The following is a 24,290-nucleotide window of genomic DNA, read 5'->3' as shown; positions in this document are numbered from 1 at the left end:
ACCCCCGACCCACGGCTTAGAAGGCCGTTGCTCTATCCAACTGAGCTACTGATTCAAAGCGATTACGCAAAAATTATTATGCCACAACTTTCATGCTTCGTCAACACTTTTTTTAAAAAATGCTGTTTTTTATTCTTTTTCCTTCTTTTAAAGAGAAATCAGAGAGGAAAATCTCCGTTGATCCTTTCTTTATTTCAAAACAGTAGAATGCAATTTTATTACATCATTTTAAGGTGAAGGTGCTGTATAATATCCTACTTTCTATTCTGATAGAAACAAAAGTCTACCTATTTTTAGCTTAGGAGGTACTTTGATCTCAATAAAGTACCTCCTATTGCTTGGAAACTTTAATAATGCAAAGTTATCAATTTGTCCTAAACTCTCTTTTATAATACTGCAACAAGGTCACAAGGGAAGACCTCTTCTGAATTTCTCCACCTAAAATACACGTTTTCTCCGTGTGATTATCCCTTGGTCATAATCCATGATAGCGCCTTCTATTTTTCCATTTTCAATGGAAATGATACCAAAGGTGGGTGTGAAGCCCTCCCTAGGTAGAGAAATGCTTCCTGGATTAAACAAATATACCCGACCACCACCATCATTGTAAGGTACATGGGTATGCCCGAAAATCACAGCATCAGCCCCCTGTTCTTCCCCCCAATAGGCTATGGTGTTCAAATGATAATGTACCCGCTCTTTATGTCCATGGGTCAACAAAAAACGTTTCCCTTGAGCAGTTACCAGCTTATGGGTAGGCGTATCCCATCCATATTCATTATTTCCTTTCACATAATGAAAAGGCAACCCGGAGAATATTGATTGAAGCGCTTTGGCATCCTCGTCATAATCACCTAAATGGAAAACCATGTCCACCTGCTGCTCCAGCCTTTGCAGCACTGCCTTTGCATTTTCGATTCGCCCATGACTATCACTTAAGACCAAAATTTTCATTTCTCCAATTCCTTCTTCAGTATCTCCTTCATTTTTCGCAAAGCCTTACCTCTATGACTGATGGCATTCTTCTCCTCTGGGGAAAGCTCCGCCATATATTTGTCCTTTTCAGGAACAAAGAAAATGGGGTCATATCCAAACCCATTTTCGCCCTTGACCTCCCAGCCGATGATTCCTTCAACAGTATCATAGCTCACCAGCCTTCTTCCATCAGGAAATGCCGCAGCGATACAACTCACAAATCTGGCTGTCCTTTTTTCCTTGGGAACATGTTCAAGCTTTTCAAAAATCGCCTGAAATCTCTGGGAATAAGGAGTTTCCTCTCCCATAAATCTGGCGGAATATATCCCCGGAGCCTTGTCCATATAATCAATCTCCAAACCAGAATCGTCGGATAAGGTTATTTTATTGCCAATTTCCATGATTTGAACCGCTTTTTTCATTGCATTCTCTTCGAAAGATGTACCATCCTCAACCACATCAAAGGTAATTCCAGCATCTTCCATAGAGACAACTTCCACATCCATATCTGCTAAGATTGCATTGATTTCTTTTATTTTCCCCTTATTTTTCGTAGCAAAAATAATTGTTTCCAAATTTCTCTCTCCCTTCTTAATTCAATTCCATACCATCCAATGCTTCCTTCTGAATCTTCATCAAATCCTGAATTCCTTTTTTGCCAAGGGAAAGCATCTCTTCCAATTGTTCCTGAGAAAAAGTACCATTTTCCCCTGTACCCTGCAATTCAATAAAACCTGATGCATTGCTCATAATAATATTCATATCTACCTCAGCGGAGGAATCTTCCTCATAGCATAGATCCAAAAGACTTTCTCCCTCCACAACACCAACACTGACAGCAGTAATATAACTGGTGAGAGGCATTTTTGCCAGAAGTCCCCGCTCTACAAGCCCTTTGCAAGCCAACGCCAGTGCAATAAATCCCCCGGTGATGGAAGCTGTTCTTGTGCCGCCGTCCGCCTGAATCACGTCGCAATCTACGGTAATGCTTCTTTCCCCCAGAGCCTTCATATCAACGGCACCTCTGAGGGATCTGCCAATGAGCCTTTGAATCTCTGTAGCCCTTGGGTTCATTTTTAATTTATGGATATCTCGTTTATTCCTTGATTGTGTGGCACGAGGTAGCATGGAATATTCCGCTGTAACCCAGCCTTCACCGCCCCCCTTCTTAAAAGAAGGTACACTTTCTTCTACCGTGGCATTACAAATCACTTTTGTATTGCCCCATTCTATCAAAATAGATCCCTCTGCATAGCGGGTAAAATTTTTCGTTATTTTGATTGGTCTTAATTCATCATTCTCTCTGTTGTCAAATCTACTCATTTTTTTACTTTCCTCCTTTGTGCAATCTATTCTCCATTATATCCTGTCTAACCTGCTTTGAACAGAAAATTTTCCATCTCTTGTCTATTCAGAAACTCTGAAATTTCAAAAAGATTTACCTTATCACTAATGATAAACAGATAAATCTATGTTTCTCTTTCTATTTTTTTACCATATAAAATGAATCTCCAATTTCTAATTAAAAAATTACCAACAATAAATCCAAATATTTTGTAAAAATATAATCATACTATTTTTATGATTGATTGAAAGGAGGCTTTCTATGGATACTTTTATTCGCAGAACAATGATTTTTTTCATTGGAGCCTTTGGTTATTATAGTATTGAGGTGCTTTACCGTGGCTATTCCCATTGGACAATGTTTTTGGCAGGAGGACTGGCATTTTTATGCCTTTATACTTTGTTCAACACTAGCTTTTCTTTGCCCTATTGGGCATGCTGTTGTATTGGTGCACTGATTATAACCGCCATAGAATTTTCCATTGGAATTGTGGTAAATAGATGGCTGGGTTGGCACATTTGGGACTATTCAAAGCTACCCTGCAACATACTGGGGCAAATTTGTCTGTCTTTTAGCATAATCTGGTTGATACTTTGTATTCCCATTGGCTTCCTAACAAGACTTCTGCATGAAAAGGTAGTGAATAAATTGATGTTTGGCATGTTAAATTTCTTAAAACGCAAAGAAGTTCTAAATAAAAAAATCCACCCTTAGAGGAATACCTCAGTTCATTGTGGTATCTACAAACTTAAACAGGCCCAATCTCTATGTAAAACAAAAAAGGCATGAAAAGTAACTACTTACTTTTCATGCCTTTTTTCTATTTTCTATTTCTATTAACGAATTGTGTAATCATCCATCATTTCAGTTATTGCCTTGGCCATTGCCATTGCAACAATATCCTGATTTGTAGATGACGAAATTTTAATGGCATCACCGGGGTTTGATAAGAAACAGGTCTCCACCAAAATTGCAGGGACTGTGGTACCGTTTAAAATCAACAAATCCGTTCTGCGCTTCACACCACGATTGGTGGTGCCAAAGGCTTGAATCAAGTTACTCTGCATAATTTCTGCCGCCTTCAAGCTGGTCAACTTACTGCCGTTGTCATTGCTATGTACCTGATACAGGGTCTCCGTACCATTGGCAGTAGTATTCGTTCCTGCAGAATTCATATGAATAGAAACCATTAAATCGGCAATTTGGTTTGCCGTTTTCGCTCGCAAGTTATTTTCCGGATAGTTATCACTATCTCGGGTCATATATACCTTTATATCAGAATTTTCTAAATATTTTTGTACCTTTAGCGCCACTGATAAGGCAATATTTTTTTCTACTAAACCATTTCCATTGGTTCCAGGATCTTTTCCCCCATGGCCTGCATCCAGCAGAACAACCTTATTATAAACTTCCTTTGGATTTTTTGCAGCTATCTCATATCCATTCTTTGTTTCCTTTACCACATATTCACTGTAGCGATTTTGGTTAAACCGCATTACAGTGTCACCGCCCTTGGTGGAAACTGAAATATTGTTCATCACATCATTTCCGATTTTCAATGTACCATATCCATACACACTTTCATAGTTACCTGGCAATGTTAGCTCATAATAGCCCTCGGTATGGCGGTCATTTTTTACAATTCTATCCACATCTATAGATTTTACATTCTCTAGCGTTAGAATATTAGACGAAGAATCATAAGAGAGATTTTCAAGAGTAGATTTTGTTACCTCAACGGTTAATTCTCCATTCTCCTCTTTCCAGCTAAAATCTGTTAACTGCCCAATCTCTAATACGATACGAAATGTATTTGCATCATACATACCCGTTCTGGCAGCATTGATATAGGATAGTCCCTTGGTGCTCAATTCATTTTCCACTTTGGATTGAACATTTGGAATGTCCACCACAATCCTCTGAGGGTTTGATAATGTGGAAACTTTCGCCCCTAAAGAGCCGCTGGCTCCTACCACCAATTTGTCCACATCTCCACGGTTGGTAAGGGAAATTTCATCAATCACAGATTGTTCAAAGGTGATAACAATTTTTTTCTTATCTGCACTTTGGGTTATGGTCTTACTTTTTTTACCGGATAAATCAAAAACAATTCTAGTTACAGGTGTGCCATTACTATCATGCTGAGCCGTTCGTATGGCCGTTACAATATTGCTATTTGTTGCAGTAATTTTTTCTGATAAACTGCTCGTCGCGTTTTGAATGTCAATAACAACCCTTCCGTCATCCACATAAACCTCATCATAGCTGTATATTGCCCGATCTGCCTCAATGGTAAATACCTGTGATGCCGTTGTACTGGTGGGTACAGAAGCCTGAAAAACTTTGACCGCCTGGGTTGTTGGCGTTGTTGGGGTTGTTGGCGTTGTTGGCGTTGTTGGCGTTGTTGGCGTTGTGGATGAGCTCCCTGCGCCAATGTTTACTGTTCTATTGGGATCATCCCAAGTAATATCCAAATCCAAAGCCTGAGCCAATGCCCTCACAGGGAGCATCGTTCTGTCATTAACAACCATAGCCGGAACATCCATGGTAAATTCTTTACCATTTTTAATACCTTTTTTACTTCCCAATGTGAATGCAACAGTGGAATCGTTATTCATTACAAATGCCTGCTTAGTATCCTCATTCCAAAGAACCTCACACCCCAGAGCCTTGGCAATCAAACGCATGGGAAGCACCGTTCTGCCATCAATAATCACAGGAGGCATATCCTCAGGTTGCAATTCCTTCCCATCAATGTTTATTTTAACCTCGGACGCATTGTATGCGTGATTCTTCCCATCATAAAATAGATTCATATTAATTTTTTTTGCATATGCCACATTTGTCATCATCATCCCTATGGCAAAAGCTGAAAGAAACAGCCGCTTAATCCCAACCTTCATAGTTACCTCCTAAAGCATATCCCATCAAAAAGGCAGACGCCTTCATTATTTACACAATTATCTTTAGTATATCAAATTTTGTCGCAATTGAAAGGGAAATGTCCCAATTGAAATATAATTTTAATAAATAGAGATATGCTTTTTCTTCAAATTTAAAGAAGGCAAAGGGACTGAATAAAACTGATATAAACTTCAAATGAATGCTTTCATACAAAAAAGCCCGATTGCATGATGAGGGTTCCTCTCATCTAGTGCAATACGGGCTTTTGGCTTTAAAAGACTTACGTCGAGTTTGATTTAAAGAAAGGTGGAATAAAAAACTTTCCAGAGCCATTTATTACAGCTTCATATTCTGAGTTTTGGCAATATTAAATTTCAATAACATAACTCCATTCCCATAAAGAAAACCCCACAAAAATATACATACAGCGGCACTTCCTCTTGTAGCTGCAAAAATCAATCCTAAAACAAACAACGGATATTCCCACCACCAGACACTGCTTTTTGTTGCTTCATTCACTTGAGGAAGTTTATATAACCCCATGAGATAGCAACTTACAATGGCAACGGAAAGTCCCAACACTACAGTCGGAGAAAAAATTTCTTTGTTGACTAATAAATAACATGCATATATCGCCAGAAGAAATCCATTCGCCCAAAGCATCGCCTTTATATACATTTTGGGTGGCAAAACATTCCTTATTTGAAAAGACCACATGATAAACTCCTATATCTTAAAGTAGATACAAAACCGCTATTATACTTTTTTACGTGCCAAGACATCAAATTTCTTTAATTTCTTCATTACCAAGCCATGAATGCTGTTTTCAGGGTAATTGCCTTCAGCGTCCTTCTCTCCTGCAGACATCCCCATCAAAAGAGCAATTCCTTCCCCAATCTGACTGATAGGATAAATGTGGAATTCCCCATTTCTCACAGATTCTACAACCTCATCCTTTAACACCAAATCCTTAATATTGGATGCGGGAATTACAACCCCTTGGGTTCCTGTTAAGCCCCGCTTTTTGCAAAGGTCATAAAATCCCTCAATCTTGTGGGTAACACCACCAATGGCCTGAATTTCCCCTTTCTGATTGACTGATCCAGTTACCGCCAAATCTTGGCGAATGGGCACCTCAGAAAGAGAAGAAAGAATGCAGTAAAGTTCTGTACTGGAAGCACTGTCCCCATCAATCCCATTGTAATTTTGCTCAAAACAAATTCTACAAGAAAGAGATAGTGGGAATTCTTGTGCATAAGTCTGCCCTAAAAATCCATTGATGATTTGAACCCCTTTGTCATGGGTCTGACCACTCAGCCTTGCTTCTTTTTCAATGTTAATAAGCCCGGACTTTCCAACATAAGTGGTGGCTGTGATACGGCTAGGGTTGCCAAAAGCATAACTTCCCATATCTAATACAGCTAAACCATTAATCTGCCCAATGACACGCCCCTCAGTATCAATCATGATAACATGTTCATCCAACATCTCACCAAGCTTTTCTTCATAAAGCTTCATTCTTTGCTCTTTCTCATAGACCGTCTTTTTAACATGGGCCGCTGTAACCACCTGGGCATTCTCCATTTTCGCCCAAGTTACCGCCTCACAAAGAATTTCTGCAAGCTGATTAAAGCGTGTTGATAATTTATTTTGCCTCTCAACCAATCTTGATGAGTATTCCAATACGGCACAAACTGCGCTTGCATCAAACTCCATGGTCTTTTCTTGCTCCACGAAACGTTTAATGAATCCAGCCAATTTCCACATGTTTTCAGGATTCCTAGGCATTTCATAATCGAAATCAGCCTTAATTTTGAAAAACTTATCAAATTCCTCATCATATTCGCTTAACAGCTCATAGTAGTAATTGCTGCCTATCATAATTACCTTAATATCGGCAGGAATAGGCTCCGGCTTTAATGTGGGTGCCACTGTCGCCCCCAATTGGTCTCTACTGCTGTCCATGTTGATTTCTTTGGTTTTTATAACACGACGCAATGCCTCCCAAGCCTGAGGCATAGAAAGAATATCCTGTGCCTGCACAATGAAATATCCCCCGTTTGCTTTATGGAGCAAGCCCCCTTTGATTTTCATAAAATCTGTGGTTAAATTGCCGAACTCACTATCATACTCCACTTCCCCCATCAAGTTGTTATAGGTGGGGTTGAAGGATACCACTACAGGAGCCCCTTCGCTTTTGGAATGATCTACAATCAAATTCACCTTATATTTCAAGGTAACATCTTCAGCGGGTTTTTTCCCAAGCATAGGCAATAAAGAGGAGATTCCCTCGTCACTGTCCTCTTCATCCTCATAAAACTGCCCCAGGTTTTCTAAAACATCTTCACGTACCTCATTGATATATTCGATTACCCGCTTGCAATCCTGATATTTCTCCTGAATCCCACTGATATGGTGTCCAATGGCAAACATACCTACTTGATACTCAAGCTGTTCCAATTCTTTTTTAGAGGCCTTATCCAGCTCTCTTATGTCACGCATGATTGCTCCAGCTTTCTCCTGAACAACCTGCGAATTTTTTTCAATTTCATTTTTAACATCTTCGTCTAAAGCATCATATTCTTCTTCACCAATGGCATTCCCGTTTACAATAGGCATAAAATAAATGCCGGAGTTGGTGGTTTTTATCTGGAAGTCGAATTCTGCAGCCATTTTGCTCATATCTTCCATCAAACTGCTTCTTTTTTCATCAAAAGTACGCATCAAATCACTTTTCTGCTTCTCATATTCCTCTGCACGAAATACCTTCTGTATTTCTGTTTTCAGAAGCTGAACAAGTTCGCTCATATCTTCTTTAAATTGCTTCCCCATGCCCTTTTCAAACCGAAGAGCCAAAGGATTTCTTGGATTTTGAAAATTATAGACATAACACCAGTCTCTGGGGACAGGTTCAGTTGCCGCCAACTTTTCCGTGCTGGCTTTGGCATAGGTGGTTTTTCCTGTACCTGAAGGCCCCGACATATAAATGTTATATCCCTTCATTTTCACCATTAAACCAAAGTCAAACGCCCTTACTGCACGCTCCTGCCCGATGATTCCTTCCAATGGAGGAATTTCGCCTGTTGTACGAAAGGAAAAATCTTCAGGAAAACAGCCATTTCTCAGCTGTGTATACTTTAATTCTTGCGCCATCTTTACTCTCCTCCTTCCAAAAATGCAGACACTTGCAGCTCAATATTTGAACCATTTCTCTGCCCGCATTTTCTTATCCTTTCTTGCAATGTTCCTCATAGCCCTCAAAAACAGGATAATATTTCCACATGATTACGGCATCCTCATGGGTATCGGAGTAATAATTTTTCCGAATCCCTTCTGGGCGAAAACCGTATTTATGATACAATCTCTGTGCCGGTTCGTTATTGATACGAACCTCCAACGTAATCCCAATCATTTCTCTTTCTTTTGCTACCAATTCCAAGTTTTGCATAAACAACTCACCAATGCCCTGCCTGCGATATTCATGCAAAACCGCCACATTGGTAATATGCCCTTCTGTAACTACGTGCCACATTCCTGCGTAACCTACAATCTTATCTCCATCCATGGCAACGAAATAGATTGCCATTTTGTTTTCCTTGATTTCTCTCTCGAAATCCTTTCTGCTCCAAGGTACCGAAAAAGAAGCTTCCTCAACCGCCAGAACTCCGTCAATATGCTCCTCCTGCATTGGTACAACTTTAATCATTCTGTTTCCCCTCTCCTTGCAGGCGTTCTTCCCGCTCTCGTTCTGCCTGAGATTTTCTTAAATAAATTAGCTCAAAAGTATCGCCTTCCACCGCTCCACCTTCTTTTACAAGTTCCATGGCTAATGATGCCACAGAGGCCGCCCTTTGCAAAGAGCAATGGGCAGGAGCAAAAATAAAATCAGGGAAAAGAGATAAATTTTTTTGATGAACCGGCACTCCGTCTCCTAAAAATATAACCTTTTGTTCATAGTCCCTTGCCATTTGTATCACTTCATCAATGCTGATTGCCATCATTTCCGTCAAACGGCTTAATTTTCCGTTGATCCAACGGTAAAAAGCTGTATAAACCTGACTACGTCTAGCATCCATTATCGGACAAATTATTTTATCTGTTTCAAACACATTATATGCCAGAGCATCCAATGTGGGAACGGGAACGAGCTCCTTCCCAAGGGCTAAGGCCAACCCTTTTGCTGTAGCAGCACCAATGCGCAGGCCCGTAAAAGATCCCGGCCCACTGGCACAAGCAATATAGTCGGCTTCATCTGCCTTGGTTTCCGATTTTTCACAAATTTCAGCAATCATCGGCATGATTGTCTGACTATGTGTTAATTTATAATTTAAGGTAAACTCCGCAATCAGCTTGTCCTCCTCCACAATAGCAGCACTGGCTGTTTGCCCTGTTGTATCAATGGCTAAAATCTTCATGCTTCTTCCCCCTGACAAACGGTAATTCGTCGATAATCGTCGCCTTTTTCAAAATCCTTCTCTATGGTGATATGAATGGCATCCTTGGGTATTAAATTGGGGATCAGCGTAGCCCATTCCACCAAGGAGACCCCATGACCATAAAAGTAATCCTCGTAGCCAATATCATCCATTTCCTCCTCAGAAGAAATGCGGTACACGTCAAAATGATATAGGGGAATTCTGCCCAAGTATTCATTGATAATTGTAAAGGTCGGGCTTGTAACATGCTCTGTTATCCCAAGTCCTCTGGCAAATCCCTTTGTAAAAACAGTTTTCCCCACACCCAAATCCCCATCCAAAGAATATACCTGGGCAGGCTTAGCAGCCTGCCCCATTTTCACACCAATCGCCTCAGTTTCTTCGGAAGAAAATGTCTCCCATTGTTTCTTCATAAATCCTACCTCATTTTCAGTAAATATAAATTGCTGTCACACCTGTATCTACCATACGAGAAGTTTTCCCATTATAATAGTATAAATCGCCTATTCCTGTTGAAATATTATAGTTTTTCAAATAAGCAAATTTACCATTTTCTTTATATTGGAACACAAAAACATCTCGATCAATTTCTGTTTTTCCCTTTCCGTCAAACTTCATCAGGGCACTGTTGCCTGTTTTTGTATCGGTATTTGCCATATAGTATACCTCTCCCTTATCTTCAGGGAAATATACACCAACAGCATTTTTCTCTATCTCCTGGGGAGCTCCGTCTTTATACATGCCTAAACTGCCCATTCCACCGTTATAATTATAATAATACACCAATGTGTTGCTGTCACCCAAAAAGGTCATTTGTTCAACTGCTTTTTGAACCTGAACAGGTGCACTCTTGCCATCAAGAGCTTCCACCATTAACACATTACCACCGGTGGTTTCATCCTGCACAAAATAAGCGGCAGTTTTCCCATCAGGAGAAACCTGAATTGTATTGGGCACTGCTTTTTTGTCTTGCAGAAGATAATTTTTGCCTGTTTTATCTGCAATAAATACTTCTCTTTGTCCATACATCAATGCTGCATAATAGGTATACATTGCTTCATCAAAAGAGGTGATCTTTGACAGCTTCACAGGCTCCGGTGCCTGCATGTAGAAACCGCCCACATAACTGCCTTTTCCCTGAAGGGATACAGCAGAAATCACAGTTTCACCCAGTTTCATTTTATTACCCCCGGCATTTAGCAAATAGCAATCCTGGAAAATAGGATCCATGCCTTCTTTGCCATTCATCTTCTCTCTAATCTCTTTAATTTGAGCCTGACGCTTCTCATCATAGGATGAAAGATCTGTAATGTCATCTTCTATCATCTGGCTAAAGGAAGCATTTTCCGTTCTCATAGCACAATACAGAACATCCTGATCGTTGGGCATCAGCTCTGCGTAAGTAACCTGCTCGGCTATCAACTTGGGCTGTTTTCCTGGAGAAAATTGAAAAAGCTGATATGAATCTTCTTTTTGTCCTAAATAATAAGCAATATTTGTTTTCTTTGAAATAAAACTCAAAACAGAGGAATCGGCTAATTTTACAGATTCCTTCTCGCCAATGGTACGGGAGAACAGAGCTATCTTTTCGCCAATATTTTTTTTGTATAATAGATACGAACCATCATCGCTTAATTCATAAGCACCATTTTGCAGTAAGATATCGTCGTCTATCTTTTGGCTTTGACCATTGGCAAATACATACAGATCCATTTTATCCCCGTTTTTCACCAGATATGCACATTCATTGCCATCGGCACTTCTAATAAAATGATACACCTTTTCCCCAATCAGAATAGGCTTTGCATCCTTATTTTTGATGTCCTTATAATATAGATCACCAATACTGGCCTCATTTACCCCTGCCATATAATAAATGTCTTCGTTGTCCTCAGAAACATTTGCACCCCAAGCGGAGTAATAATAGTTGCTAACGCCACCCTTGGTTACACTGTCATTTACCACATAAGGATCATTTTTCAGATCATACACATATAATCCGTTATCCTTTAAGTACGCAATTGCAATATCTGCCGTTTTCCAAAGGCCACCCCCTGTTGCAAACCAGCAGTATCCCATTACACCTAAAAAAGCAAGAATACCTAAAATGACTTTCCACCAAACACCATTGTCTTTCCCACTAACACTTGTTTCATTTTCCACATCCAAAGCCGTGTTATCCACATTATCCACAGTTTCTTCCACAATGTCATCCTTGTCTGCTTCCTTTTCCACAAAGTTCTGCACAACTTCTTTATCGCTATCCACAGAGTTATTCACAGAATCCTCCGGTGTTTCCACAGATTTGCTCACATTTTTCGCAAATTCCTCTGAAAATCCATCATCTGTCCCCATGTTCTCTACAGTCTTACCCTGTTCATCCACATTGTTTTCCACTTGATTCACATCTTTATCCACAGCAATACCTTGGTACTCCTGCTCTTCCTTTTTCTGATCGTCCAATGTAATAGCCTCCTTGAAATTTTGTTAAAAATACCGATCCTTTATGATTCTGTACGCCCTAAAGCCTATTTTTCCCCGCCTGCAAATCTTTCTATTTGCAAAAGCAAAATTCCCCCGGCTCTGATTCTTAATTTTCTCGATTCTATTTTTCTTCATTTGTGTTTTTTGAATTTTATTATTCCGAAAAAGTCGTCGCCAAAGAAATGCCACAACACCTTTACCTGCTTTTAGACAAAACAGTCCCAATTCTGTGTTACGCATTACTTTTTTCAGCTCCAAATTCATAAAATCATTCCCTTCCACCGCAATAAGGACAAAATCCTTGTTTCAGTCTTCTAAGAAAGCGCTGCTGAGGCGTGTTCAGATACAATTTTTCTATTGATAAGAAAAAATACAGCAATAGCTGTGCTATTGCCAAATCTTTTAACACCATCCAATAGAGAATTTGATTGGTTGTGTTCATAGAAAAACAGCGTTTCCTTTATTTCATGAAAACGGATAAGCATATCAAAACCGAAGTAAATATTCTTATGAAACACTTGATTTCATCAGGATTATTGCAAGAATATTTCACGGTAAAATTGCCCCGTCGACCTTTCACATCATACCATATTTTGTTACATAGTGAAAGGAAATCCATAATTATTAACTAATTATTAACAACTTTGAACTTTTAATGAAATTTTTATTTACAATTACAGAAATTTACACTATAATACTAACATATCTTTTGAACAGAAAGGAACATTTGATGGAATCCCGTGAGAATTTACCTTTAAATAATCAATCAGAGCATCACTTTTTATCTCTTCATATTGCCCATAAAGGCAAAGAAAAATCACTTCATGTTAAAAAAACACATGCACTGGCATTTTGTGTTGCGGCATGCTTGCTTGTTGGCGGTTCAGCAGTTACCTTAGGCTCCTATTACAATACAAAAAATGAGCTAATGACCTATGAACAGCAATTGTTGCAAATTGAGCGTACAAACCGAAAACTTGCTCAAAACTCAAAGGCATTGGAAAACGAAAATACAGAATATACCCAAAATATTGAGAATTTGCAGAATAAAGCCGTGGAGCTTGAGCAAAAAATCAATGAATTGGAAAATGTGAAAAATAACTTGAATGACCAGTTGAATAGTATCAACTCAAGCGATAGCGCATCAACGGAACTTCGTAACGCCGTTGCCAGCTGCCTTGTGCAGGAAAAGCCCCAAGTTGTAGCAACACAAGACTTTACACCTATTGTAACCACTTCCTTCAATAAAGTTACAGCCTTGGCTGTCCAATTGGATCGTATCAACTCTCGCTTGAACGAGACAGAAACATCCTTTACGCAAGTGGCGACAAATGTTACAGAGACCCTATCCGCTTATAGCGATATTCCTTGCGGTATGCCGGTAGCAAAGGGGATTATTTCAACTGAATTTAATCCCGAGGGGTTATCCACTATCAGCGATGGCAGGGTGCATTACGGTCTTGACTTATCCACCCGCAGTAAAATTCTACCTATCGTAGCAACGGCGGCAGGAACGGTTATTGAATCTGAATACCATAGCGAATATGGAAATTACGTATTAATAGACCACGGAAACGGCTTTGTTACACGCTATGCACATAACACCGAAAACCTTGTTTCTCCAGGCGATGTAGTTAAAAAAGGTGACACCATTGCAACAACTGGTTCCACAGGTCAATCCACTGGCATTCACTGCCACTATGAAGTAATCTTAAACGGAATTTTTCAAGATCCCATGGATTTTCAGTAATCAAAAAGGATGGCTTAGCCATCCTTTTTTTATAATTAATCATATCACACTCACAACTTGAATCAATAAAATCCTTTAAGTATTTCCTTCCCATCAATCTCTTGCAAACTTAAAAGCTCCTTATGATAAGGCTGATTTCTCATCCTGTTTTTTATTCTCATCGTTTTGCGATTCAATTTTCTCTGCAATTTCAACGCTCTGGGATGGTTTCCCTATATTCATCAATACCACAGCACCCACCACCAGTAAAATGCCACCTATTTTAGCCAACGTGATACTTTCTTTAAATACCAAAATCCCCAGAACCGCCGCCACCACCGGCTCAATGGTTGCTGTCACCGATGCCTTGCTCGCTGGTAGACAACTCAAGCCTTTTGTATAACATAAATAAGGTATCACTGTTGTCATCACAGCAAACAGAATGGAAAGTGGCCATTGCCCTGCCTCCGTAATTTCCTGCACAACATGAATGGGATTTACACAAAAAGCCATAAATACAGAGGCCAGTAAAAACGTATAAAAGGATATCGTTAAGGATTGATAGCCCCTGCGTAATGCGAAGGTGCCAAAAATGCTATACAATGCATACCCAATTCCAGATCCAAGGCCCGCTAAAAGTCCCATGGGAGACAGCATCAGCTTTCCGTTGAAAAGCCCGGTTATCATCCCACAGCCACAAAGTGTCATGAACAACACCAGTGCCTTTTTCCTTGTCATCTTTTCTTGAAATAAAACAATGGAGAACAACATCACTATGGTAGGGGCTGTATACAACATCACTGCGGCAATACCAACACTGGTCAAATTAATGGCTTTCATATAACACCAGCTGAAAAAAGTAAAACTAACAATTCCTGTGCCAACAAAGTATAGGATGTCCCCTTTCTTTTTCAGTCGAAAGCTTTTTTTATCCCGAATCATAAGAACTATGGTTAAAAATAGTACACTAACGACGCCTTTGACAAATAGAATTTCTAACTCTGTTAAGCCAAAACGAGTAATTGCCTTTGTAAAAAGACCGATTAAACCCCAGCATATACCCGCAATCAATATCCACACATAAGCCATAATGAAACCCCTTCTTATATCAAAATTCCCCGTCTCATGGCAAAGGAATAAATATAAACCTCCGTCACCTGTTTTCCCAAAGACTGCTCCAATGCCCGTCGATACAGCTTCAATTGAATTTCATAGCGCTGGCGCAAGGCTTCCTCATCATACATTCTGTCACTTTTATAGTCCAGAAGAATCAGATTATCCCCCTCCATAAAGTAACAGTCTATAATACCGTTTAACAGCACCATGTCCTCAACATCCGCATATTCTGCTCCTAAAAAAAGCTCTTTCGCCGCCATAAGCATGGCAAAGGGTCTTTCCTTTTCTACTGCATCGCAACCTCTGATGCGCTTCGCCAAAGGGGATGAGAAAAAACCCAGCAATTCGTTCTTTCTTAATGCTGCAAACTCTTTTTCGGATAGCCTGCCATTCTTCATCATTTCTTTCAACAAACGTTCCAATCCATCTGCATCATATTCCTTATAAAAATCAGCATATTCCATCACCGCATGCATTGCAGTTCCAATTTCCGTGGGGGTTAGGGCACCCTCCCTCTCTATCATTTGAGGAAGTTTTATTTCCACAGCAGCATAAATAGGTTCTCCCGTAATCTCCTCCAGATTTCTTCTCTTCACCTCAGATATAGAAAGCTTAGACGGAAGGGACGTTGCTCTAAGATAAGGATATTGCCACTGAAGCAAAGAAAATATTTCTTCCCGCCTGCCACTAAAATCCGCCTCTGTATCCCAAAAGGCAAAATAGTTTTCCTGTTCTTCTGCCTGAGCTTTTTCCTCCACCACTTGCAAAAGAATATCCCCTCTGGTTTTACGTTGAAAAGACCATACAGAAGGCTCCTCCAGAAAAACCTTTACTCCATGGGAGACACCAAATGCTTCTCGCATCCATTTTGCATCAGGATGGCGTAGCAAAGCAGGCATCATCCAATCCAAATAGCTTTTGCTTCGTCTTAATCGAAATACAGATAGGCGGTCTTTCTTGCCTTCTGCCCCTTCAGCCCACTTTTTTACAGCTCTCTCCAAGTCCTTCACCGTTCCCGTCAAGATGAGCTTCTCTTTGGCTCTGGTTAGGGCAACATAAAGCACCCGAAGTTCTTCCGCTAGGTTTTCCAAACGTATGACCTCTGCCAATGCTGTTTTAGAAAGGGTGCGGTAAACCGCTCTGTGCTCCAAATCCTTATAATCCATGCCAAAACCCCACTCCTGATGGGTAAGCACCGCCGCCCTAACGTCCATCTCATTAAATTGCTTACCACAATCCGCCACAAAAACAACAGGAAATTCCAACCCCTTGCTCTTATGAATGGTCATAACACGAATCAGGTTTTCCCCTTCACTTTGAAGCTTTGCCGATGCCGATTCCGCTTCTGCCGTTTTCATATCCTCCACATATCGGATAAAGAAAAATAACCCTTTACGGCTTCCCTGCTCGAATTGCTCCGCCTTTTCCAATAGCAACCGAAGATTTGCCTGACGCAGACTGCCCCCCGCTGTCATTCCCACATAATCATAGTAGCCACTCTCTTCATATAGATAATGCAAAAGCTCATGAAGGGTCAACTCCTTCACCTGCCTACGCCATTTTTCTAAATCCCCAATGAAATCTTGCAGCTTTTCTTTTAATGCAATATCGTCACCTTGATGCAAATATCCCTGGATGCAATCAAAAAACAACCCATTTCCGCCATTCAGGCGCATTTGCATCAATTCATCCCCTGTAAGACCATATAATGGGGAATGAAGCACAGAAATCAGGGGTATATCCTGCCTTGGATTATCCAACAGGCGAAGGAGATTCAAAACCATATCCACCTCAGGTACTTCATAATAGCCTTCAGCTGTTTCTGCATAATAAGGAAGCCCTGCTTGTCCAAAAACATCGTCAAGCACGCTTCCCCAGTTTTTCATGCTTCTAAGCAATATGGAAATATCTCTAAACTCTAAAGGACGATAGTCTCCCCTTTCCTTATCCACAACACAAAAGCCCTCTGCCATCATTGCCTTGATTTTATCGGCAATTGCCATTGCTTCCAGTTGGCGTCGGTTTAGTTCCTCTAATTCCTCCATGCCCTCTTCTTCCAAAACATTTTGGCTCTCCACCAAAATCACTTCGTTTTCTCCTCCATGAGAAGTTTGGGCATCCGGAAAAATCGCTCCCGCATATAAGGCCGCTTCATCGTTATATTCCACATCACCAAAATCCATAGACATTAGCTGGCGAAACAGAAAATTGGCGCCGTCCAATATGTTTTTTCGGCTCCTAAAGTTCTTAGAAAGAATAATCTTTCTACATTTGCCCCCTTCTTCTAACGGATAAGTTTGATATTTTTCATTAAACAGCTGGGGCATAGCCAATCGAAAACGATAAATACTTTGTTTCACATCTCCTACCATAAATCGATTGTTTTTCCCCGTACTTTCTCCAGAAACTGCAGCCAATATCATTTCCTGAACCATATTGCTGTCTTGATATTCGTCTATCATAATTTCATCATAGCGCTTTTGTATTTCCAAAGCCGCCGCTGTGGGAATAACCTGCCCCACTGTGCTGTCTTTTTCCACTAATATCTGCAGACAAAAATGCTCATAATCATGAAAATCGATCATGAGCTTCTCTTTCTTTGCATCTAAAAACCGCTGTAAGAATCCCTCAACCAGCACCGCCAATCCCCTTGCCACAGGGTATAAAGAGCGCAGAAGCTCCCCTTGCATTTCTTCGCTAAAGGAAAAATAAATCTCCCCCAGCTTATTTCGAATATCCTTTGCTTCATTACGCAAATTTTTGATATCCTCAGCTAGCTCCTTCTCTTCTCCTCGGTAACTGGGTAGTCTTTGAAATTCTGTTTGCAGAAAAGCCATACGCCACTTGCTGTAGCCAAATGGCAAAGCTTCTTCCATTTGCTCCAATCCTATCGCTTCTTTTTCCATACATTCCAAATAAGCCTCAAATCCAGATGTTGAAGCCGCAAGGTGCATTGCCCGCTCCAATAGTTCTCTGGCAAAAGCCAAACTGCCTTCAATGCTTTCCCGAATGATGGGCATCCAACTGCAGGCATCCACTGTTTCTCCATCTTTAAGATGATATTGCTCCGCCATCTCAAAAAGAAGCTTCACAGGGTAAGGGTACCCTTGGGCAAAATTGTAAAGCTGTAATAGTAAATCTTTTAACCTGCTGTCCTTGGTCTCTTCACCAAAGGTTTCCAGCAGTTGAAAAAAAACTTCATCCTGCTTTTCATAAAGCTCTTCAAAGTAATCCTCCAGAACTTCTTGCTGTAATAATTTAATTTCCCCGGGGTCTGCTGTCCTAACCCCAGGGTCAATATCCAAAAGATGATAATACTCACGAATGGTTTGCAGGCAGAAGGCGTGGATCGTCTTAATATCGGCACGAGCAAGCAAGGTTAGCTGATTTTGCAAATGCTGATTTTGAGGCTCTTGCTCCAGCTTTTTTGCAATGGCTCCTCCAATCCTTTGACTCATTTCCGACGCTGCGGCCTTTGTAAAGGTTACTACCAATAATCGGTCTATGTCCATCGGTGGTTTTTCTGTGGTAATCCACCGGATAATGCGTTCAACCAGAACTGCGGTTTTGCCGCTGCCTGCCGCCGCTGAAACCAATAAGTCACACCCCCTTGCTTCAATGGCCTGTAATTGTTCCTTCGTCCATCTGCTTTCCCCCATGGGCCTTCATCCTCCCAAAATCATTCTCCCATGGCTCGCTCCATACGCACACGAAATGGTACATACCCAACAAACGAGCCCATAAAGCTACTATAGGAATTATACCAGAAGTTCCCGATAAAAGCGAACGAAAATGCAGAAAGAACCTTGTGGCCGAAAATATATCTAGCCGTTGTTTTTATAAATAATTCCTGAAAACCCGTCTGATAAAGAAAGGCACACCTTTGCAAAATGTCTACCATTTCCTTCTCATTTTCCGTCAAGTCGTATACTTCAAACAACCCTTCCTTGATATTTTCCCATAACATCTCCTTTTTCCGCCTTCTAACGATACGAATGGTGTGATGTATGGCAGCAAGCTTGTAAAAACGCATCATTGCTGTTTCGTCTAACTTTGCAAGGTTTTCCCTGAAATAATTATGTTCCATTGGTGTCTCCAAAAAGACCTCATATCCATCAGCAGCGGTACTCTCTGCACATTGTACGTAAAAAGCACTGTAAAATTGGTTTTCCAATTGATAGGCACGCTCTATAAAATATGATTTACACTCTTCAATTAACTTCTTACAACGTTCATCTTTTTTTGTATTTCGCTCCAGCACAACCATAACCCCTTTCAAAAAGCACGATTTCATATTTCTATTGTAAAGGATTGATAGCCGAGATGCCTTCCTTTTCGTTCGCAAATAAAGAAAGGCTTCCCCAAAAATCGGGAAAGCCAAAGGTATAGATATTTTCTGAAACCTTATAAAGAATTGACTACATAAAGCTTCATGGTGATTACAGCGGAATCAACAAGTGATTAGATTCTGAAAAGCAATTACATATTTCTTAATACCAACTTACTGCTAATGACTCCGCTGCATCTTTAATAGTTTGATTCAGTTTTCCATACTTCCTGTAGATCTTATGCGCAGACTAAATTAGCATCCGCAGTTGTTCCCAATCTGATTTCCACAGCCACAACTATTGCCGCCGCCACAGCAGAAAAGAAGAATCAGGATCCATAACCAGGAGGACTCGCCGCCACAGCCGCCGCCACAGCCGCCGCCACAACTACTGCCACCAAAACCGTTGCCACCACAGCAGCACAACAAAATTAAGATCCACAAACAACTATCGCCGCCACAACCAAATCCATTCATACTATAATACCTCCTTAAGTAAATATGTTTTGCTTACATTTTTATCCTATGAGGTATTTTGTAAAATATTGCCTGTCTATATTTAATCTTTTTTCTTTCTTAATCCCCCATAATTCGGGAAATCTAAAACAAGCTTTAGCAAGGAAGTATTAAATCCTTCACCAAAACCTCCACCGTAAAGCCTCCCATTTCATCTGCAAGGCTAACCAATAGCAGTCTTTCATCGTCTAAAAAGTATAGAACATGGGTCATGTCCTTCTTCTGTCCAAGAAAGATCAACTCATCTCTTTCGGCTTCTCCATGAAATGTGATTGCTAGACCCTTCTCTAAATATCTGCCGCCAATCATCTTGGCTGATGCTTCTCCCTGGGCAGTCCACGCAAACAAAGCTTTTATTCTTTGTGTCATAACAAACCTCCAAAAATTCTACTCGAAGAATTACAAAAAAGTACCCTCTGAGCATATACTCAAAGGGGCCTCAACTGCACAAATCTTAATTGGGAAGCTCTTATTCTCCCCGCTTTTCACTAAGCATTTTTTCAAGCTCATCGATAAATGTATTAATATCCTTAAACTGACGATAAACGGATGCAAAACGAACATAGGCTACCTCATCTAATTCCTTTAGGCGATCCATAACCATACCACCAATCACCTTGCTGTCCACTTCTCTTTCGCCACTGCCAATCAAAGTATTTTCCACATCATCAACCAAATTCTCAATCTGCTTTGCCGTAACCGGACGCTTGTTACAGGATTTCATAATGCCGCCCATTAGTTTTGTCTTATCAAATATCTCCCTTGTACCATCCCGTTTAATCACAGTAATGGGGATCATATCTATTCTTTCGTAGGTGGTAAAGCGTTTCCCACAATTTTCACAAAGACGACGACGACGAATGACGGCATTGTCATCCTGCGCTCTGGAATCAATCACCTTCGTATCTGCATAGCTGCAAAAAGGACATTTCAAAATGGTCCCCCCCTTTTCCAAGATTCTTGCCACTTCTTTCAATTATACGCAAGAAATACTGTGGGGTCAAGGCTTCATTCGTCAACAATCAAAACTTCACACGCATCCACCTCTACCAAAATGATATCATCCCCAATGCGCTTAATGCACCTCCAAGGTACGAAATACGCACGCTCCTTGCAAAAAAAATTCCATTTTCCCGCATCCTCTGGAATAATTAATGTACAGATTTTCCCATTATATGCATCAAACTCTAAATCACAGACAAAGCCCAGGCGCTTCCCATCACAAATATTAATGACCTCTTTTTCCCGCAGACACGAAAAACGTTCCCATTTCATGTATTTTTTCTCCCCTTTTCACCTGTTTAATATCAGTTTATGCCTCGACTTCATGAAATTCACCAAAATTCATTTTTCAAAAAACCCTTGACGGTGATTTCAGAAAGGTCTACAATATGTACGACTAATAATATTATAAAATCTATATATTGTGTTTTTTGCAATCCAAAAACGGATTCAAGCAATTCAGGGAATATGAATAAATGCAATAGAACTTTGAAAGGGGTATTCCTTATGATAACAACCATTAAAAAACGTGATGGCAGAACTGCCTATTTTGACATTAACAAAATTGCCAATGCCTTAGAAAAATCTTTTCAGGCATCAGTGGGAACAAAAGACTCTAATACTTGCTTGGCTCTTGCTCAGGAAGTATCAGATACTTTTGAACAAAACGGCATTACTTCTCCATCCGTTGAGCAAATTCAGGATATGGCAGAAAAAATTTTGATTGAACATGGCTATGCACTCACTGCTAAAGCTTATATTTTGTATCGTGCGGAACGTACCCGGGTGCGCAATATGAACGATAGATTAATGAAAACCTTTGAGGATATTACTTATAAAGAGGCAAATGACAGTGATATTAAAAGGGAAAATGCCAATATTGATGGAAATACCGCCATGGGTTCTATGTTGAAGTATGGTTCTGAGGGAGCAAAACACTTTTATGAATGCTATGTTTTGAACCCCGCCCATTCTGAGGCTCATAGAAACGGAGATATTCATATTCATGATCTGGACTTTTATACTCTGACCACAACCTGCTGTCAAATTGATTTGATTAAGCTGTTTGAGGGAGGTTTCTCCACTGGGCACGGCGTTTTAAGAGAGCCCAACGACATTGCCAGCTATGCCTCCTTGGCATGCATCGCTATTCAATCCAACCAAAACGATCAGCACGGCGGTCAGTCTATTCCCAATTTCGACCGTGGTCTTGCTCCCGGTGTAGCTAAAACCTATAAAAAACGCTACCGCTCCAACTTCACCTCCTTTGTGGAAATTTTGGCAGGCCCCGAATTAAGTAAGGCAGCAGCGGAAGCTTTCGCCCAACTAGATGAAAAAGGTCTGTATCCCACATTGGATGAAAATGCGCAATTTGATGCCGCAGAAGAGGCATTGCTTCTAAAAGCAGGAATTACCCCTGAAATCTATCATAAAGTTAAAGAATTCGCCGCAAGAAAAGGGACAGAAGAAACGGATAAAGCTACCTATCAAGCCATGGAGTCCTTGTTGCATAACCTGAATACCATGCACAGCCGTGCAGGTGCCCAAACACCGTTTTCCTCTGTAAACTATGGCATGGATACCTCTACTGAGGCACGAATGGTTATGAAAAATATGCTTTTGGTAACAGAAGCCGGCCTTGGAAACGGAGAAACCGCCATCTTCCCCATTCAAATTTTCCGTGTGAAGGATGGCATTAACTTTAATCCCGGAGAGCCTAATTACGATTTATTCCAGCTTGCCTGCCGTGTCAGTGCAAAGCGTTTATTCCCTAACTTTTCTTTTCAGGATGCACCGTTTAACCTGAAATACTATAAAGAGGGGCATCCCGAAACAGAAATCTCTTATATGGGCTGCAGAACTCGAGTAATGGGTAACGCCTATGACCCTACCCAGGAGGTAACACCGGGCCGAGGCAATTTAAGCTTCACCAGTATCAACCTGCCCCGTATTGCTTTACTTGCCAATAAAAACATCGATTGGTTTTTCAAAGAACTGGATAGAAAAATTGATTTGGTTGCCGCTCAGCTTCTGGAGCGTTTTGAAATACAGGCAAAGAAAAAGGTACATAATTACCCCTTCCTTATGGGAGAAGGCGTTTGGATTGGCAGTGATAAGCTGAACCCCAATGATGAAGTGCGCGAAGTATTGAAACACGGAACCCTCTCCTTAGGGTTCATCGGCTTAGCAGAAACCTTAAAAGCGCTCATTGGCGTACACCATGGGGAAAGCGAAGTTGCGCAAAATCTAGGTCTTGATATCGTCAGCCATATGCGTCAACGATTGGATGAGTATGTAGAAAAAACAGGCATGAACTTCTCCCTGCTGGCAACTCCTGCAGAAGGTCTTTCCGGTAGATTTATCCGTATGGATCGGGAGAGATTTGGTTCCATTGAAGGTATTACAGATAAGGAATATTACACAAACAGCTTCCACATTCCTGTTTACTATCCCATCAGTGCCTTTAAAAAAATTCAGTTGGAAGCACCTTATCACGACCTCACCAACGCAGGGCACATTACTTATGTGGAATTGGATGGTGACCCCAGCAAAAATACTGATGCCTTTGAAAAGGTAATCCGCTACATGAAATCACAAAACATTGGTTATGGCTCCATCAATCATCCCATTGACCGTGATCCCCTCTGTGGTTATACGGGTATTATAGGGGATACCTGCCCCAAATGTGGCAGAAAAGAAGAAGAGGGTGCTATGGGGTTCCAGCGTATCCGCCGTATTACTGGCTATCTGGTGGGCACTTTAGATCGCTTTAACAATGCAAAACGTGCCGAGGTTTCAGATAGAGTAAAGCACTCCTTGGTTACTGATGTGAAAATGAGTGCAAAGAAGGGTTTGTAATATGGAAATTAGATTGAGCGGTGTGGTAAACGATTCTATTGTAGATGGCCCGGGAATACGCTTAACAGTCTTTACCCAAGGCTGTCCCCATGGCTGCCCCGGTTGTCATAATTTGCAAACCCATGATTATCAAGGGGGATATATTGGCGATACCGACCTGATTCTATCAGCCCTAGCAGAAAATCCCTTGTTAGATGGCGTTACCCTGTCTGGGGGTGAACCCCTAGATCAGCCTCTTGCCTGTAAGCATATCGCCCACGGGGCAAAAAATCTGAGGTTGAATGTTTGGGCATATACAGGCTACCTCTGGGAGGATATTATAAAAAAGGGAGACTCAAAAATCCTTGAGCTTTTAGAGCAAATCGATATACTCGTTGACGGACCCTTCCAAACGAACCAGCGGTCTTTGGAGCTTTTGTTTTGCGGCAGTAAAAACCAGCGTATTATCGACGTTAAAAAATCCCTAAAAACAAAGCATATCGTTCTTTGGGAAAAAGAGTATAAATAAAATAATAGACAAGGGATAATCCTCAGGGTTTTCCCTTGTTCTGTGTTAATCACGCAGATTAATTTGGTGAGCCTCCTCATACATGCCCT

The 24,290-nt window shown here is 40.7% G+C and carries 21 protein-coding genes; 4 read left to right on the top strand and 17 right to left on the bottom strand.

Annotated features, from left to right (window positions below; genetic code table 11):
* Positions 1–438 precede the first annotated feature (438 nt).
* From NE558_RS04940 to rph, 3 genes are read right to left on the bottom strand one after another with little or no spacing between them, the layout of a single operon-like run.
* A complete protein-coding gene (locus NE558_RS04940; protein WP_256148798.1) occupies positions 439–954 on the bottom strand; it encodes a metallophosphoesterase in 516 nt (171 codons plus the stop codon).
* Positions 951–1,550, bottom strand: coding sequence for an XTP/dITP diphosphatase (locus NE558_RS04935; protein WP_256148797.1), 600 nt, complete (start codon positions 1,548–1,550; stop codon positions 951–953). Before NE558_RS04935 ends, NE558_RS04940 begins: the two co-directional genes overlap by 4 nt.
* Positions 1,551–1,566: 16 nt before the next feature.
* Complete coding sequence (gene rph, locus NE558_RS04930; protein ID WP_256148796.1) at positions 1,567–2,298, bottom strand: ribonuclease PH; 732 nt, start codon at positions 2,296–2,298, stop codon at positions 1,567–1,569.
* A gap of 283 nt (positions 2,299–2,581) precedes the next feature.
* Between rph and NE558_RS04925 the strand changes: the two genes are divergently transcribed.
* Positions 2,582–3,034: a putative ABC transporter permease gene (locus NE558_RS04925; protein WP_256148795.1), complete on the top strand. Its 453-nt coding sequence runs from the start codon at positions 2,582–2,584 to the stop codon at positions 3,032–3,034.
* Positions 3,035–3,156: 122 nt separating this feature from the next.
* Here NE558_RS04925 and NE558_RS04920 read toward each other — a convergent pair whose 3' ends face one another.
* From NE558_RS04920 to NE558_RS04890, 7 genes are all read right to left on the bottom strand, one after another.
* A complete protein-coding gene (locus NE558_RS04920) occupies positions 3,157–5,223 on the bottom strand; it encodes an N-acetylmuramoyl-L-alanine amidase family protein (RefSeq protein WP_256148794.1) in 2,067 nt (688 codons plus the stop codon).
* Between the two features lie 337 nt (positions 5,224–5,560).
* Positions 5,561–5,941: a hypothetical protein gene (locus NE558_RS04915; RefSeq protein WP_256148793.1), complete on the bottom strand. Its 381-nt coding sequence runs from the start codon at positions 5,939–5,941 to the stop codon at positions 5,561–5,563.
* A 39-nt stretch (positions 5,942–5,980) separates the two neighbouring features.
* Entirely contained in the window at positions 5,981–8,377 is a 2,397-nt protein-coding gene (locus NE558_RS04910; protein ID WP_256148792.1) for a Lon protease family protein, read from the bottom strand.
* A gap of 73 nt (positions 8,378–8,450) precedes the next feature.
* A complete protein-coding gene (rimI, locus tag NE558_RS04905; RefSeq protein ID WP_256148791.1) occupies positions 8,451–8,930 on the bottom strand; it encodes a ribosomal protein S18-alanine N-acetyltransferase in 480 nt (159 codons plus the stop codon).
* Entirely contained in the window at positions 8,923–9,639 is a 717-nt protein-coding gene (gene tsaB / locus NE558_RS04900; RefSeq protein WP_256148790.1) for a tRNA (adenosine(37)-N6)-threonylcarbamoyltransferase complex dimerization subunit type 1 TsaB, read from the bottom strand. The genes rimI and tsaB overlap by 8 nt, the downstream gene beginning before the upstream one ends.
* Entirely contained in the window at positions 9,636–10,073 is a 438-nt protein-coding gene (tsaE, locus tag NE558_RS04895; protein ID WP_256148789.1) for a tRNA (adenosine(37)-N6)-threonylcarbamoyltransferase complex ATPase subunit type 1 TsaE, read from the bottom strand. The genes tsaB and tsaE overlap by 4 nt, the downstream gene beginning before the upstream one ends.
* A 16-nt stretch (positions 10,074–10,089) precedes the next feature.
* Complete coding sequence (locus tag NE558_RS04890; RefSeq protein ID WP_256148788.1) at positions 10,090–12,123, bottom strand: hypothetical protein; 2,034 nt, start codon at positions 12,121–12,123, stop codon at positions 10,090–10,092.
* 751 nt (positions 12,124–12,874) lie between these two features.
* Between NE558_RS04890 and NE558_RS04885 the strand changes: the two genes are divergently transcribed.
* Complete coding sequence (locus tag NE558_RS04885) at positions 12,875–13,894, top strand: M23 family metallopeptidase (RefSeq protein WP_256148808.1); 1,020 nt, start codon at positions 12,875–12,877, stop codon at positions 13,892–13,894.
* Positions 13,895–14,014: 120 nt separating this feature from the next.
* Here the strand turns inward: NE558_RS04885 and NE558_RS04880 are convergent, their stop codons facing one another.
* The 7 genes from NE558_RS04880 to NE558_RS04850 all read right to left on the bottom strand — a co-directional run bounded on the left by NE558_RS04880 (position 14,015) and on the right by NE558_RS04850 (position 21,107).
* Positions 14,015–14,962, bottom strand: coding sequence for a DMT family transporter (locus NE558_RS04880; RefSeq protein ID WP_256148787.1), 948 nt, complete (start codon positions 14,960–14,962; stop codon positions 14,015–14,017).
* 14 nt (positions 14,963–14,976) lie between these two features.
* Positions 14,977–18,648: a helicase-exonuclease AddAB subunit AddA gene (gene addA / locus NE558_RS04875; protein WP_256148786.1), complete on the bottom strand. Its 3,672-nt coding sequence runs from the start codon at positions 18,646–18,648 to the stop codon at positions 14,977–14,979.
* 20 nt (positions 18,649–18,668) lie between these two features.
* Positions 18,669–19,250 carry a hypothetical protein gene (locus NE558_RS04870; RefSeq protein ID WP_256148785.1) on the bottom strand — a complete coding sequence of 194 codons (582 nt, stop codon included), beginning with the start codon at positions 19,248–19,250 and terminating at the stop codon, positions 18,669–18,671.
* A gap of 321 nt (positions 19,251–19,571) precedes the next feature.
* Positions 19,572–19,793 carry a chorion class high-cysteine HCB protein 13 gene (locus NE558_RS04865; protein ID WP_256148784.1) on the bottom strand — a complete coding sequence of 74 codons (222 nt, stop codon included), beginning with the start codon at positions 19,791–19,793 and terminating at the stop codon, positions 19,572–19,574.
* Between the two features lie 135 nt (positions 19,794–19,928).
* Complete coding sequence (locus NE558_RS04860; RefSeq protein ID WP_256148783.1) at positions 19,929–20,201, bottom strand: hypothetical protein; 273 nt, start codon at positions 20,199–20,201, stop codon at positions 19,929–19,931.
* A 100-nt stretch (positions 20,202–20,301) separates the two neighbouring features.
* Positions 20,302–20,766 carry a transcriptional regulator NrdR gene (gene nrdR, locus NE558_RS04855; protein WP_066053584.1) on the bottom strand — a complete coding sequence of 155 codons (465 nt, stop codon included), beginning with the start codon at positions 20,764–20,766 and terminating at the stop codon, positions 20,302–20,304.
* A gap of 74 nt (positions 20,767–20,840) precedes the next feature.
* Entirely contained in the window at positions 20,841–21,107 is a 267-nt protein-coding gene (locus NE558_RS04850; RefSeq protein WP_066047063.1) for a YlmC/YmxH family sporulation protein, read from the bottom strand.
* 234 nt (positions 21,108–21,341) lie between these two features.
* Between NE558_RS04850 and NE558_RS04845 the strand changes: the two genes are divergently transcribed.
* The gene (locus NE558_RS04845) at positions 21,342–23,693 is read left to right on the top strand and encodes an anaerobic ribonucleoside triphosphate reductase (RefSeq protein ID WP_256148782.1); all 2,352 of its coding nucleotides are present in this window, start codon (positions 21,342–21,344) and stop codon (positions 23,691–23,693) included.
* A gap of 1 nt (position 23,694) precedes the next feature.
* Complete coding sequence (gene nrdG / locus NE558_RS04840) at positions 23,695–24,201, top strand: anaerobic ribonucleoside-triphosphate reductase activating protein (protein ID WP_256148781.1); 507 nt, start codon at positions 23,695–23,697, stop codon at positions 24,199–24,201.
* Positions 24,202–24,290: the final 89 nt, after the last annotated feature.

Source organism: Anaerotignum propionicum, from assembly GCF_024461735.1.
Taxonomy (GTDB): Bacteria; Bacillota; Clostridia; order Lachnospirales; family Anaerotignaceae; genus Chakrabartyella.
Note: the sequence above shows the minus strand (reverse complement) of the source record. Positions and strands in the feature narration are given on the sequence as shown.